We start from the raw sequence: 14411 nt of genomic DNA, 5'->3' as shown, positions 1-14411 counted from the left end.
AGCTGCCTCAGCTGCGCGCGGCGTGCGCGCGAACCGGCGAATCGCCTGGCCGCCGGCTCTGGCTTCACGGCCGCGCGGGGCGCGCCGGGTTATCCTCCGGCCCGATGCGCCTGCTCCTCGACTCCTTCTGGCGCGCGGTGGCCTATTGCATGCTGCCGCGCGTGATCGTGCTGTCGTTGGTGCCGCTGGGCCTGATGGTGGTGCTGGCCGCCGTCTTCGGCTACTTCTACTGGGATGCCGCGGTCGCCTGGACGCGCGGCGCGCTCGAATCCTGGCCGCTGCTGGCCAGCTTCTGGGAATGGATCGGGCGGCTGTTCTCGGGCGACGTCACCTCGGTGCTGGCGCCGCTCGCCGTGGTGTTCGCAGCCACGCCGTTGATCGTGGTGCTGTCGCTCCTGATCGTGGCGGGCTTCATGGCGCCGGCGCTCACGCGGCTGGTGGCCGAGCGCCGCTTTCCCTCGCTCGAGCGCAAGAAGGGCGCCTCCTTCTTCGGCAGCGTCGCGCGCTCCATCGGCCTGACCGTGCTGGCGCTGCTCGCGCTGGTGGTCTCGATGCCGCTGTGGCTGATTCCCCCGCTGGTGCTGATCCTGCCGCCGCTGATCTGGGGCTGGCTCACCTACCGCGTGATGAGCTTCGACGCGCTGGCCGAGCACGCCAGCGCCGAGGAGCGCGCCACCTTGCTGCGCGCGCACCGGCTGCCGCTGTTGTGCATCGGCGTGCTCTGCGGCTACCTCGGCGCGGCGCCGAGCATCGTCTGGGCCTCGGGCCTGCTGTTCGCGGCCGCTTTCTTCGTGCTGGTGCCGCTCGCGATCTGGATCTACACCCTGGTCTTCGCCTTCTCGGCCCTGTGGTTCGGCCACTACTGCCTCGATGCGCTGGCGCAGCTGCGTGGCCAGCGCGCGGCCGCCGCGGCGGCCGCCATTCCGGGCGACGCCGCCGCCATCGAGGCCGACCAGGCCGTTCTCTCCCAATGGAAATCCCCATGACCCGTGAATTCGGCCTGATCGTCGTCGGCGACGAGATCCTTTCGGGCAAGCGCCTCGACAAGCACATGCCCAAGGTGATCGAACTGCTCGCGGCGCGCGGCCTGCAGCTGGGCTGGGCCGAATACGTGGGCGACGTGCCCGAGCGCATCACCGCCGCGCTGGCGCGCGCCTTCGCCTCGGGCGACGTCGTCTTCTCGACCGGCGGCATCGGCGCCACGCCCGACGACCACACCCGCCAGTGCGCCGCCAAGGCGCTGGGCGTGCCGCTGGCGCTGCATCCCGAGGCCGAGCTGCTGATCCGCGAGCGCATGCAGGACACGGCGCGCGAGCAGGGCGTCGCCTACGAGCCCGACCGGCCCGACAACATCCACCGGCTCAACATGGGCGTGTTTCCCGAGGGCGCCCGGATCATCGCCAACCCCTACAACAAGATCCCGGGCTTCAGCGTGGGCGACGTCCATTTCGTGCCCGGTTTTCCGGTCATGGCCTGGCCGATGATCGAGTCGGTGCTCGACGCCCGTTATGCCGATCTTTTCGTCCGGACCCGGGTCCTGGAGAAGTCCGTGATCGTTTTCGGTGCCATGGAAGCCACCCTCACGCCCCTGATGCAGGCGATCGAGGAACGGCATGCGCGCATCAAGGTTTTCAGCCTGCCGAGCGTCGATCACCCCCAGTACGGCCGTCATATCGAGCTCGGCGTCAAGGGCGACCCGGAATTGCTCGATGCGGCCTACGGCCAGCTCATCGAAGGCCTGCACACTTTTAATGCGCAACTTGGCCCAGAATTGGTGCGTTGATTTTGATCGCACCAATTTGGTGAATTCGGCCGTGTTTCAGGCCGCCAAAGTGCGCGTCGCCGGCCGTTCATCGCAGGCGACAATGGCACAGAAACTGCATCCCGCATCCCTGTATTCCCAACCACCCATCCAACTCAGGAGAAATTGATGGCAAAGACCGTCGCCGACGTCATGAAGCTCGTGAAGGAAAACGAGGTCAAGTTCGTCGACTTCCGTTTCACCGACACCCGCGGTAAAGAACAACACGTGACCGTGCCCGTGTCGCACTTCGACGAAGACAAGTTCAGCTCGGGCCACGCGTTCGACGGCTCGTCCATCGCCGGCTGGAAGGGGATCGAGGCGTCGGACATGCAGCTGATGCCCGACCCGAACACCGCGAACATCGATCCCTTCTTCGAAGAGACCACGATGATCCTGACCTGCGACGTGATCGACCCGACCGACGGCAAGCCGTACGAGCGCGATCCCCGTTCGCTGGCCAAGCGCGCCGAAGCCTACATGAAGGCCTCGGGCCTGGGCGACACGGCCTACTTCGGTCCGGAACCCGAATTCTTCGTGTTCGACGGCGTGCGCTGGAAGAACGACATGTCGGGCTGCTTCGTGAAGATCGATTCCGAAGAAGCCTCGTGGAACACCGACAAGGAATACGAGCACGGCAACAGCGGCCACCGTCCCGCCGTCAAGGGCGGCTACTTCCCGGTTCCCCCGGTCGACAGCTTCCAGGACATGCGTTCGGAAATGTGCCTGGTGCTCGAATCGCTGGGCATCCCGGTCGAAGTGCATCACCATGAAGTGGCCAACGCCGGCCAGATGGAACTCGGCACCAAGTTCAGCACGCTGATCCAGCGCGCCGACTGGGTCCAGCTGCAGAAGTACGTGATCCACAACGTGGCCCACGCCTACGGCAAGACCGCCACCTTCATGCCCAAGCCCATCGTCGGCGACAATGGCTCGGGCATGCACGTGCACCAGTCGGTCTGGAAGGACGGCAAGAACCTGTTCGCCGGCGACGGCTACGCAGGCCTGTCGGACTTCGCGCTGCACTACATCGGCGGCATCATCAAGCACGCCCGTGCCCTGAACGCCATCACGAACCCCGGCACCAACAGCTACAAGCGCCTGGTCCCCGGCTTCGAAGCCCCGGTGAAGCTGGCCTACTCGGCCAAGAACCGCTCGGCCTCGATCCGCATCCCGTTCGTGGCGAACCCGAAGGGCCGTCGCGTCGAAGCGCGCTTCCCCGATCCGCTGATGAACCCGTACCTCGGTTTCGCCGCGCTGCTGATGGCCGGTCTCGACGGCGTGGAAAACAAGATCCACCCGGGCGAAGCCGCGAGCAAGGACCTCTACCATCTGCCGCCGGAAGAAGACGCGCTGATCCCGACCGTCTGCCACAGCCTCGACCAGGCCCTCGAGTACCTCGACAAGGACCGTGCCTTCCTGACCAAGGGCGGCGTGTTCACCGATGCGTACATCGATGCCTACATCGACCTGAAGATGCAGGAAGTCACGCGCTTCCGCATGGCCACGCACCCGGTCGAATTCGACATGTACTACTCGCTCTGATCGCGGTTTCCCGCTCGGAGTAACACGAAAGGACGGCCTCGGCCGTCCTTTTCATTGGGGCCGGAACATCCCGTCATCGAGGGCGTCGAATTGCATGAAAATGCGCCTTTTCGCGCTCTCCCGGGCCCTCGAGGTCCCCAAGATCCCATGAAGACTGCCGCACCACTTCTCCTACTGGCCGCTTCCCTGTTCGCCCTGCCGGCGCTTGCCCAGGAGCGCGTCTGGCGTTGCGGGAACGAATACACCAACAACGCCACCGTCGCGCAGCAGCGCGGCTGCAAGGTGATGGAGGGCGGCAACGTCACCGTCGTGCAGGGCGCCTCGCGTGCCGCGCTCGGCGGTGCCGCCGCTTCGACCTCCGCGGCGCGCTCGCCGGCCGGCAGCCCGCGCGTCGAGGGTTCCGACCAGCGCGCGCGCGACGGCGAGGCGCGCTCGGTGCTCGAGTCCGAGCTGCGCAAGGCCGAGTCCCGCCAGGCCGAGCTGCAGAAGGAATACAACAACGGCGAGCCCGAGAAGCAGGGCAGCGAAGGCCGCAACTACCAGAAGTACCTCGACCGCGTGGCCGAGATGAAGGCCGAGCTGGCCCGCAACGAAAGCGACATCGCCGGCATCCGCCGCGAGATCAGCCGCCTGCCGGCCCCCAAGAACTAACCCGTTCCTGCATCGGCAGGACGAACACCACAGGATTTCCATGGCTTTCGGAAAGAAGGCGGCAAGCGCCAGTCCGCGCTTTCAGGCCTTCGACCTGCTGTCGACCCTGATCGCGGTCGTCAACAGCAAGGGCTCGGTGCTGTTCGCCAATGCCGGCCTCGAAGATGCGCTCGGCACCTCGCGCCGCACGCTCGAGGGCTCGCAGTTCGGCGCCTGCTTCCACGAACCCCAGGTGCTGCGCACCGCCATCGACGGCGCGAGCGCCAACGACTTCGCCACCCTGCGCTACGAGGCCTTCCTGCGCCGCGTCAACCACGAGTTGATGCCGGTGCAGGTCACGCTGGCCAAGGGCGAGAAGGCCGGCGAACTGATCGTCGAGATGCTGCCGCTCGAGCACCAGGTGCGGCAGGACCGCGAGGAGCGGCTGCTCGACCAGGCGCAGGCCAACAAGGAACTGATCCGCAACCTCGCGCACGAGATCAAGAACCCGCTCGGCGGCATCCGCGGCGCCGCGCAGCTGCTGCAGATGGAGGTCGAGTCGCGCGACCTCATCGAGTACACCCAGGTCATCATCCACGAGGCCGACCGGCTGCAGACGCTGGTCGACCGCCTGCTGGCGCCGCACCGCCGGCCGCACGTGGTGGGCGACGTCAACATCCACGAGGTCTGCGAGCGCGTGCGCTCGGTGATCCTCGCGGAGTTCCCGCGCGACCTGCACATCGAGCGCGACTTCGACGTCTCGATCCCCGAGTTCCGCGGCGACCGCGAGCAGCTGATCCAGGCCACGCTCAACATCGTCCACAACGCCGCGCAGGCCCTGGCCGAGCGCCGCGCGGCCGGCGATGCGTGCATCACTTTCAAGACCCGGGTCGCGCGCCAGGTGATCTTCAACAAGCAGTGGTATCGATTGGCACTGGAATTGCATGTCATCGACAATGGACCGGGCGTGCCGGACGCGATCAAGGACCGAATCTTCTATCCGCTGGTGTCGGGTAGAGAGGGTGGTACAGGGCTGGGTTTGACGCTCGCACAGACTTTTGTGCAACAGCATCACGGCGTGATCGAGTGCGACAGTGTCCCGGGCCGAACCGATTTCAAGATATTGATTCCGCTGCCCTAGCAGCCACCGGCAACAAGGAGATGCATGAAGCCGATCTGGATAGTTGATGACGACCAATCGATCCGCTTCGTGCTGGAGAAGGCCTTGCTGCGGGAGGACCTTCCGACCCGCAGTTTCACCAACACGCGCGAAGTGCTGGCGGCCCTCGAACAGGCCGCCGAGGACGAGCAGCAGGGCCCGCAGGTCCTGGTGAGCGACATCCGCATGCCCGGCGGTTCCGGGCTCGAGCTGCTCGACAAGATCAAGGCCAAGCATCCGGGCCTGCCGGTCATCATCATGACGGCCTTCTCCGACCTCGACAGCGCCGTCTCGGCGTTCCAGGGCGGCGCCTTCGAATACCTGCCCAAGCCCTTCGACCTGCCGCGCGCGGTCGAGCTGATCCGCCGCGCCGTCGACGAGAGCCAGCGCGAGGAAGTGGCCGAGGAGCGCATGGTCGCCGCGCCCGAGATGCTCGGCCAGGCGCCCGCGATGCAGGACGTGTTCCGCGCCATCGGCCGGCTCTCGCAGAGCAACGTCACGGTGCTGATCACGGGCGAATCGGGTTCGGGCAAGGAGCTCGTGGCGCGCGCGCTGCACAAGCACTCGCCGCGCGCCAACGGCCCCTTCGTCGCCATCAACACAGCGGCCATTCCCAAGGACCTGCTCGAGAGCGAACTCTTCGGCCACGAGCGCGGTGCCTTCACGGGCGCGCAGACCATGCGGCGCGGGCGCTTCGAGCAGGCCGAGGGTGGCACGCTGTTCCTCGACGAAATCGGCGACATGCCCTTCGACCTGCAGACGCGCCTGTTGCGCGTGCTCAGCGACGGCCACTTCTACCGCGTGGGCGGCCACAACTCGGTCAAGGCCAACGTGCGCGTCATCGCGGCCACCCACCAGGACCTCGAGCAGCGCGTGAAGCTCGGCGGCTTCCGTGAAGACCTGTTCCACCGCCTCAACGTCATCCGCCTGCGGCTGCCCGCGCTGCGCGAGCGTGGCGAGGACGTGCCCGCGCTCACGCGCCACTTCCTGCAACAGAGCGCGCGGCAGCTCGGTGTCGAGCCCAAACGCATCTCCGATGCGGCGCTGGCCAAGCTCGCGGGCTTCAACTTCCCCGGCAACGTCCGCCAGCTCGAGAACATCTGCCACTGGCTGACCGTGATGGCGCCGGCGCAACTGATCGAGGCCAAGGACCTGCCGCCCGAGGTGCTGGCCTCGGGTGCCGCTCCGCTGCTGGCGCCTGACAGCCATGCGGGCGAGCCCGTGGCGTATGCAACGGCTGCCGTGCCCGTGACGCCGCATGCGTCCACGCCTTTCGCGGGCGCGGTGGCCGACAGTGCCGTGTCGGCGCCTGCCGTCGCAGCGCCCGCACCCGCGGACTCCGCCGGCAACTGGGAAAGCGGTCTCGAGGCCGAAGCCCAGGCGCTGCTCGCGGCCGGTCGCACCGACGTGTGGGACGTGTTGTCGCGCCGCTTCGAATCGCGCCTGATCCTCACGGCGCTGTCGAGCACGCGCGGCCGGCGCATCGAGGCCGCGCAGAAGCTCGGCATCGGCCGCAACACCATCACGCGCAAGATCCAGGAACTCGGCATCGAGTGATGCCAGGCGAGCCCGCGGCCTCGGCGCCGCGCGGCTCGTCGTCCTGCCGGAAAGCTCAGCGGCTGCGCTGTCCCTGCGTCAGCGAATCGAGCTGGAACTTCCCGCTCTTGTCCCAGAGCCAGGTGTCGATGTAGGTGTGGCCACCCAGCTTGCCCGGGTTGGGCAGCGGCGAGGCCGCCTTGATCAGCTCCTCGATCATCGGCGGCACCTCGGGCGCATGGCTCGGGATGCGGCTGAACGTGACGCCCGTGACCTTGCCGTTCGCGTCGATGTCCGTCTCGACCACCACTACCGCATACACCAGCGGCGGGATCTTGCCCTTGTAGATGCGCTGCGCGTACTTCGTGTAGATGTGGCGCGCGCCGATCTTGCGGTAGGCCCGCACCACGGGCGTCTGCGTCGTGATGAGGCGCACCGTGGGCACGTCGGACTTCGCGGGCGGGCCGTCGTCGGGCGCGGTGGCGGTGGTGCCGGGGCTCGCGGGACTCTCGCCGCCGCCCGCGGGCTTCTTGTCGAACATGCCGCAGGCCGCGAGCGACAGTGCCAGCGCGGCCGTGGCCACGGCCTTGGCGATCGCCGCGGCGCGGCGCTTTCCGGCCTCAGCCACCGAGGTCCACGTCGAGCACCACCGGCGCATGGTCGCTGGGCTTTTCCCATTTGCGCGGCACGCGGTCGATCACGCAGCCCTTGACCTGCGGCTTGAGCGCGTCGCTCACCAGCACGTGGTCGATGCGCAGCCCGCGGTTCTTCTGGTAGCCGAGCATGCGGTAGTCCCACCACGAGTAGCTCTTCTCGGGCTGCTCGAACATCCGGAAGCTGTCGGTCAGGCCCAGGCCGAGCAACTGCTTGAAGTGGTCGCGCTCCTCGGTCGTGTGGTGGATGGTTTCCTTCAGGCCCACCGGGTCGAAGCTGTCGCGGTCCTCGGGCGTGATGTTGAAGTCGCCCAGCAGCACCAGGTTCGGATTCGCGGCGAGTTCCGCACGCAGCCACTCGCGCAGCGCGTCCAGCCATTTCATCTTGTAGGCGAACTTGTCGGAGCCCGGCGCCTGGCCGTTCACGAAGTAGCCGTTGACCACGCGCACCGGCCCGCGCGGCGTGTCGATGGTGGCGGCGATCACGCGCGACTGGTCGTCGGTGAAGCCGCCGATGTTCTTCACCACGTCGCGCACCGGCGCGAGGCTCAGGATCGCGACCCCGTTATAGGTCTTCTGTCCGAACACCGCCGCGTCATAGCCGGCCGACTTGAGGATCTCGAGCGGGAACTTGTCGTCGCTCATCTTGAGTTCCTGCAGGCACAGCACGTCGACCGGGTTGGCGATCAGCCAGTCGAGCACGTGCTGCAGGCGGGCGGTGAGGGAGTTGACGTTCCAGGTGGCGATCTTCATGGGGTGGGTGAGCTGTCGTTGATCGACAACTGCTGAAGTGTGGGGTGGGCCTTGCGGCTGGCGTGTCCGTGGTTATACCGAAACGCGCGGGCGCCATCGCTCGATCGACTAAGATGAGAACCATTCGTATTCATGAGGCCGCGATCCCCGCACGCCGTTCGGAAGAATGAACGCCGATTCCGCCCTTCACCCGCAGCCCCATGCACATGTCCATGCCCTCTACCGTGGCCACCACGGTTGGCTGCTGGGCTGGCTGCGCGGCAGGCTGGGCAATTCCTTCGACGCCGCGGACCTGGCGCAGGACACCTTCCTGCGCATCCTCACGGCGCCCGATCACACGCCCGAGAAGCAGGGCGACTGGCAGCTGCGCGAGCCGCGTGCCTATCTGACGGTCGTCGCCAAGCGCCTGCTCGCGAACCTCTACCGGCGGCGCTCGCTCGAGCAGGCCTACCTCGATGCGCTGGGCGCGATGCCCGAGCCGCTGGCGCCGTCGCCCGAGCAGCAGGCGATCATTCTCGAAACGCTGCAGGAGATCGACGCGATGCTCGACGGCCTCGCGCCGCCGGTGCGTCAGGCCTTCCTGATGGCGCAGCTCGAAGGGCTCGGCTATGCCGAGATCGCGACCCGGCTGGGCGTGAGCGAGCGCACGGTGAAGCGCTACATGGCCGAGGCGATGGCGCACTGCATCCTGCTGGCCGCATGAGCGCTGCGCCGGGCCGCCCCAAGCAAGCTCGCACCGCAGTGCGAAGCACGAAGGTATTTCAATGAGCGCCGCGAGCGTGCCGCGCGTGGTGGTCGACAAGGCCGTCGCCACGCAGGCCGCCCAGGGCTTCCTGCTGCTGCAGTCGGGCGAGGCCACGGCCGCCGACCGCATGCGCTGGACGCAATGGCGCGCGGCCGATCCGGCCCATGAGGACGCCTGGCAACGCGCCGAGCAGGTGAGCCGCAAGTTCGGCCTGCTGCCGGGCGCGCTGGCGATGCCCGCGCTGGGGCGCACGGTGCGGGCCGACCGCCGCGCCGCGGTCAAGGCGCTCGCGCTGCTGCTGGCCGCGGTGCCCGCCGGCTGGGTCGCATGGCGCGCCTCGCCGGCGCGCGAATGGCTGGCCGACCACCGCACCGCCACCGGCGAGCGGCGCGAAGTGCGGCTGCCCGACGGCACGCGCATCCAGCTCAACACCGCGACGGCCATCGACGTGGCCTACGACACCACGCTGCGACGGGTGCGCCTGCGCGCGGGCGAGATCCTGATCGACACCGCGCCCGACCGCGTGTCCGCCGGCGACCCCGCCTACCGCCCCTTCGTGGTCGAGACCGCGCAGGGCCGGCTGCGCGCGCTGGGCACGCGCTTCGTGGTGCGGCAGCGCGAGGACCGCCGCAGCCACGTGGGCGTGCTCGAGGGCGCGGTCGAGGTCCGGCCCGACGATGCGCAGGGTCTCGCGGTGGTGGTGCGCGCCGGCGAGCAGGCCGGCTTCTCCGCGTCGGCGGTCGATGCGCCGGGCGCGCTGGACCCGGGGGCCGACGACTGGTCGCGCGGCGTGCTGCGCGTGAAGAACATGCGCCTGCACGACTTCCTCGCCGAGCTCGGCCGCTACCGGCCCGGGGTGCTGCATTGCGATCCCGCGGTGGCCGAGCTGCGTGTCTCGGGCATCTTCCAGTTGCGCGACACCACGCCCGTGCTCGACAGCCTGCCGCAGGCCTTGCCGGTGCGGGTGCTGTCGCGCACGCGCTATTGGGTGACGGTGGCACCGGCCGGCGGCTGAGGGCGCGCGAGCGCGCCGGGCCGGCCGGCGAAAAAAATCGGCCGCGCCGTGTCCCTTTTCTTCTTCTCGCGTGTGAAGCCTTGAGGAACAGCCACTTCACACCTTCTTGCGAGAGATCTCCCCATGGCCCGTCGCCCTCCGTTTTTCTTCGATTCCCGCATCGCGCGCGCGGTGCATGGCGCCTTGCTCGCCATGGCCTGCGCCGCCGGCGGCACCGCGGCCCAGGCGCAAGGCGTCGACGCCACGGCCCAGGCCGAGCAACCCAGGAGCTACAGCATCGCCGCGGGCCCGCTCGACGACGCGCTCGCCAGCTTCGCCGCCGCCGCGGGCCTGAGCCTCACGATGCCGCCGGCCCTGGTGCAGAACAAGCGATCGCCGGGGCTGCAGGGCAGCCATGGCGTGCGCGAAGCCTTCGCGCGCCTGCTCGCGGGCTCGGGGCTCGAGGCCGCCGGCGGCGCGGGCGGTGCCTATGTGCTGCGCCCGGCCGCGGCCGGCACCGAAAGCGATGCCGCGGGCGCCACGCTCGCGCCGATCACCGTCACGGCGGCCCCGGTGCGCAGCGCCACCAGCGAGGGCACGCGCTCCTATGCCGCGCCGCTGCTGACGATCGGCAAGGGCGAGCAGGCGGCGAAGGACATCCCGCAGTCGGTCAGCGTGCTCACGCGCCAGCGGCTCGACGACCAGGGCCTCGTCGACCTGCGCGACGCGGCCAATGCCGTCACCGGCGTGGTCGGCGTGAAGGGCGTGGGGCCGGGCATGGTGCTGTCGTCGCGCGGCTTCCAGATCGATGCCTGGCAGTACGACGGCGTGCCGGTGCCGCGCAACTGGTATTCGCTGGGCAACTGGGCCACCGAGGCGCTGGTGTTCCACGACCGTCTCGAGGTGCTGCGCGGCGCCGCGGGCCTGCTGCAGGGCACGGGCAGCCCGGGCGGCGCCGTCAACCTGGTGCGCAATCGCGGCCAGTCCGAGAAGACGCTGGTGCTGACCGGCAAGGCGGGCAGCTGGAACCACTACGGCGCGCAGCTCGACGCGGGCGGGCCGCTCAATGCCGAGGGCACGCTGCGCGGGCGCGTGGTGATCGACGAGGACCGCAGCCACTCGTTCACCGATTTCGTCTGGAGCCGCACGCGCTCGCTCTATGGCGCGATCGACTACGACCTGTCGCCGGACACCACCCTCGGCCTGGGCATCAGCCAGATGAAGGGCAGCGGCCGCCCCATGCTGCGCGGCTTTCCGCGCTATCCCGACGGCAGCGACATCGGGCTGCCGCGTTCGGTGTACACGGGCGCCTGGTGGAACCACCACGACAGCGAGCAGACCACCCTCTATGCCGACCTGGAGCATCGCTTCAACGCGAACTGGAAGCTCAAGGCCTCGACGCTGCGCATGAACGAGCGCAATGCCTCGCAGCACCAGCGCATGCACGGCAACGTGCAGCCCGACGGCAGCGGGCTGAGCTTCGCCGACTGGGACAACCTGTTCGATTCGAAGAAGGCCGGGCTCGACGTCTATGTGCGCGGCCGCTTCGAGGCGCTGTCGCTGGAGCACGACCTGACGGTCGGCGCGAACTACGCCAAGTACACCTCGAAGGACCGCTTCGGCCGCCGCTTCACGAGCGGCGGCAACATCTTCGCGCCCGACCACTACCGGCCGGCGCAGAACTACGAGACCATCCTCGCGGCGGGCGGCACCAAGAGCCACACCGAGTACGACATCAGCCAGTCGGGCCTGTACGGCAGCTGGCGCGTGAAGCTCGCGGAGCCGCTGACGGCGATCCTCGGCGCGCGCGCGAGCTGGTACGACTACCTCTATGCCGACCGCACCCGCGACACCCGCAGCACCGTGAGCACCAACACAAAGATCACGCCCTACGTCGGCCTGGTGTTCGCGCTCGACCGGCAGTGGTCGGCCTACGGCAGCGTCACCGAGGTGTTCGAGCCGCAGTCCGAGCGCGCGCTGAACAACGAGCCGCTCAAACCGATCACCGGCCGCAACTACGAACTGGGCCTGAAGGGCGAGCTGATGGACGGCCGGCTCAATGCCTCGCTGGCCGTGTTCCGCTACGACCACCGCAACCGCGCCGTGACCGACTACGACAATGGCTATGCCTGCGACGACTGGTACTGCTACAAGTCCTCGGGCAAGGTGCGCAGCGAAGGCTTCGAGGCCGAGCTCAGCGGCGAGATCGCGCCGCGGCTGCAGCTCACGGCCGGCTACACCTACAACACGACCCAGTTCCTCGAGGACCCCGACAACCAGGGCCAGGTCTTCAGCCAGTGGACGCCGCGGCACATGCTGCGCGTGTGGAGCGACTACCGGCTGCCGGGCGCATGGAGCCGGCTCAGCGTGGGCGGCGGCTTCACGGTGCAGAGCAGCACGCTGGGCTACGACCGCTCGTTCAAGGTGCCGGGCTTCATGGTGTGGAGCGCGCGCGTGGCCTACCAGGCGACGCCCGAGCTGAGCCTGGCGCTCAACGTCTACAACGTGTTCGACAAGCGCTACTACATCCCGGCCTTCAACGAGACCAACGGCAACAACAACTACGGCGACCCGCGCAACGTGATGTTCACGGTGAAGTACACGCCCAGGCTCTGAACCGGCGGCGGAGGGCGAGGGCGCGGGCATCCGTCTAAAATGAGAACAATTCTTATTCGTGTGCGGCAGCCAGGCCGCCAACGCCGTTCGCCGTGTCCGCCATTCCCGCCGCCGAAGCCGACTTCCAGCAAGTCCACACCCTCTACAGCGACCACCACGGCTGGCTCCAGTCGTGGCTGCGCAGGAAGCTCGGCAATTCCTTCGACGCGGCCGACCTGGCGCAGGACACCTTCGCGCGGCTGCTGACCGCGCGCAACCCGGAGGCGATCGCGCAGCCGCGCGCCTACCTCACGAGCGTGGCCAAGAACATCCTGGTGAACTGGTACCAGCGCCAGGCGCTCGAGCGCGCCTACCTCGAGGCGCTGGCCGTGATGCCCGAGCCCGAGGCGCCATCGCCCGAGCAGCGGCTGATCATCCTGCAGACCCTGCACGAGATCGACGCCATGCTCGACAGCCTCAAGCCGGCCGCGCGGCGCGCCTTCCTGCTGTCGCAGATCGAGGGCCTGAAGTACGAGGACATCGCGCGCGAGCTCGGCGTGTCGCTGGTCACGGTCAAGCGCTACATGCAGCAGGGCTTCCGCGGCTGCCTTGCGCTGATGGCGTGAGCGCGCTGCCGTCCTCCACCGCCGACGCGCCATCGGCGGCGCTGCCGCCGCGCGTGCTCGACGAGGCCGCCGAGTGGCTGATGCGCCTGCACGACAGCGCCGCGACCGATGCCGACCGCCGCGCCTGCGAGCGCTGGCGCCAGAGCCATCCCGACCATGCCCGTGCCTGGGCGCGCGCCGAGCTGCTGATGAACAAGCTCGGCGGCCTGCCGTCGGCGCTGGCCATGCCGTCGCTCGCGCGCTCCTCGCGCCATGGTGGCCGGCGCGCCGCCATCGGCAGGCTGGCTGCGCTGCTGGCGGCCGTGCCCGCGGGCTGGCTCGGCTGGCGCTTCGCCGGCGAGCGCGGCTGGACCGCCGAGCACCGCACCGCCACCGGCGAACGCCGCGAGCTCCAGCTCGCCGACGGCAGCCGCCTCATGCTCGACACAGCGAGCGCGGTCGACGTGCGCTTCGACGCCGCGCAGCGCCTGCTCGTGCTGCATGCGGGCGCGATCCTGGTCGCGACCGCGCCCGACACCGCCGCGGCGCACCGGCCGTTTCGCGTGCAGGCCGGCGGCGGCACGCTGGAGGCGCTGGGCACGCGCTTCAGCGTGCGCAGGGAGGAAGAGGGCGCGACCGCGGTCGCGGTGTTCAAGGGCGCGGTGCGCGTCACGCCCGAGCGCGGCGCGTCGCGCGTGCTGCCGGCCGGGCAGCAGACCCGCTTCGGCGCCGATGGCATCGAGGCCTTCGCGCCCGCGGACGAGAGCCGCGTGGCGTGGACCCGGGGCATGCTGCTGGCCGACGCGATGCGGCTGGCCGATTTCGCGGCCGAGCTGTCGCGCTACCGGCCCGGCGCGCTGCATTGCGACGCGGCCGTCGCCGGGCTGCGCATCTCGGGCGCCTTCCCGCTGGACGACACCGACCGCGTGCTGCGCATGCTGGTGTCGACCTATCCGGTGGATGCGCTCACGCGGCTGCGCGGCTACTGGGTCACGCTGGTGGCCAGAAATATTTCCGCCCAGGGGTGAGACTTTTTTTCGTTTCGACTGGCAAGGAAGGGAAGAACCCACCGCTGCCAACCGAAAGGCCCGTCTCCATGTCCGCATCCCGTCCGTCCGTTCCGCGCGTCAGCGCGGAGCGCCGCTTCCACGCCGCCCTGCGCCACGCGCTGATGGCCTTCGCCCTCGCCGGGCTGGCCGCGCCGCCGGCCCTGGCGGCCGAACCTTCGCCGCTCGATGCCGCGGTGCCCCGGGCCTACGACATTCCCGCCGGCCCGCTGGGCCGCACGCTCGCCAGCTTCGCGGTCGGCAATGGCATCGCGCTGTCCTTCGATCCCGCGCTGACGCAGGGCCGCAGCAGCCCCGCGGTCTCGGGCCGCTATACCGCGCGCGAGGC

At 69.1% G+C, this 14411-nt stretch carries 13 protein-coding genes and 1 pseudogene; 12 read left to right on the top strand and 2 right to left on the bottom strand.

Translation table 11 applies throughout. The annotated features are described in order from the left end of the window. The first annotated feature begins 104 nt into the window (after nt 1-104). From AC07PU_RS09340 to ntrC, 6 genes are all read left to right on the top strand, one after another. Nucleotides 105-986, top strand: coding sequence for an EI24 domain-containing protein (locus AC07PU_RS09340; protein WP_495316933.1), 882 nt, complete (start codon nt 105-107; stop codon nt 984-986). Beyond that, nucleotides 983-1783, top strand: coding sequence for a competence/damage-inducible protein A (locus AC07PU_RS09335; protein WP_093343386.1), 801 nt, complete (start codon nt 983-985; stop codon nt 1781-1783). The genes AC07PU_RS09340 and AC07PU_RS09335 overlap by 4 nt, the downstream gene beginning before the upstream one ends. 147 nt (nt 1784-1930) lie before the next feature. Next, nucleotides 1931-3346, top strand: a complete 1416-nt coding sequence (glnA, locus tag AC07PU_RS09330) for a type I glutamate--ammonia ligase (protein ID WP_093343384.1) — start codon at nt 1931-1933, stop codon at nt 3344-3346. Between the two features lie 147 nt (nt 3347-3493). Then, the gene (locus tag AC07PU_RS09325) at nt 3494-3997 is read left to right on the top strand and encodes a hypothetical protein (RefSeq protein ID WP_093343383.1); all 504 of its coding nucleotides are present in this window, start codon (nt 3494-3496) and stop codon (nt 3995-3997) included. Nucleotides 3998-4037: 40 nt separating this feature from the next. After that, nucleotides 4038-5117, top strand: coding sequence for a nitrogen regulation protein NR(II) (glnL, locus tag AC07PU_RS09320; RefSeq protein WP_093343381.1), 1080 nt, complete (start codon nt 4038-4040; stop codon nt 5115-5117). 24 nt (nt 5118-5141) lie between these two features. Next, nucleotides 5142-6692, top strand: a complete 1551-nt coding sequence (gene ntrC / locus AC07PU_RS09315) for a nitrogen regulation protein NR(I) (protein ID WP_431512106.1) — start codon at nt 5142-5144, stop codon at nt 6690-6692. A gap of 55 nt (nt 6693-6747) precedes the next feature. On the opposite strand, the gene AC07PU_RS09310 is transcribed toward ntrC, so the two are convergent. After that, complete coding sequence (locus tag AC07PU_RS09310) at nt 6748-7299, bottom strand: hypothetical protein (RefSeq protein WP_495316928.1); 552 nt, start codon at nt 7297-7299, stop codon at nt 6748-6750. After that, the gene (gene xth, locus AC07PU_RS09305; RefSeq protein WP_093343378.1) at nt 7292-8077 is read right to left on the bottom strand and encodes an exodeoxyribonuclease III; all 786 of its coding nucleotides are present in this window, start codon (nt 8075-8077) and stop codon (nt 7292-7294) included. Before xth ends, AC07PU_RS09310 begins: the two co-directional genes overlap by 8 nt. 166 nt (nt 8078-8243) lie before the next feature. Here xth and AC07PU_RS09300 point away from each other — a divergent pair, with 166 nt between their 5' ends. The 6 genes and pseudogenes from AC07PU_RS09300 to AC07PU_RS09275 all read left to right on the top strand — a co-directional run. Next, the gene (locus AC07PU_RS09300) at nt 8244-8780 is read left to right on the top strand and encodes a sigma-70 family RNA polymerase sigma factor (protein WP_495316926.1); all 537 of its coding nucleotides are present in this window, start codon (nt 8244-8246) and stop codon (nt 8778-8780) included. 61 nt (nt 8781-8841) lie between these two features. Beyond that, nucleotides 8842-9837, top strand: a complete 996-nt coding sequence (locus tag AC07PU_RS09295; RefSeq protein WP_495316924.1) for a FecR domain-containing protein — start codon at nt 8842-8844, stop codon at nt 9835-9837. A gap of 123 nt (nt 9838-9960) precedes the next feature. Continuing rightward, nucleotides 9961-12432, top strand: coding sequence for a TonB-dependent siderophore receptor (locus AC07PU_RS09290; RefSeq protein ID WP_495316922.1), 2472 nt, complete (start codon nt 9961-9963; stop codon nt 12430-12432). A 101-nt stretch (nt 12433-12533) separates the two neighbouring features. Beyond that, nucleotides 12534-13037 (top strand): sigma-70 family RNA polymerase sigma factor, encoded by a 504-nt coding sequence (locus tag AC07PU_RS09285; RefSeq protein ID WP_495317265.1) that lies wholly within the window; start codon nt 12534-12536, stop codon nt 13035-13037. Then, on the top strand, nt 13034-14044 hold the full coding sequence (locus tag AC07PU_RS09280; RefSeq protein ID WP_495316920.1) for a FecR domain-containing protein: 1011 nt from the start codon (nt 13034-13036) through the stop codon (nt 14042-14044). Before AC07PU_RS09285 ends, AC07PU_RS09280 begins: the two co-directional genes overlap by 4 nt. Nucleotides 14045-14112: 68 nt before the next feature. After that, nucleotides 14113-14397, top strand: a pseudogene (locus AC07PU_RS09275) (TonB-dependent siderophore receptor); the annotation flags it as partial. Nucleotides 14398-14411 lie beyond the last annotated feature (14 nt).

The organism is Variovorax sp. GW821-FHT10D07, assembly GCF_059415325.1.
This window is presented reverse-complemented; position numbering and strand designations above follow the sequence as displayed.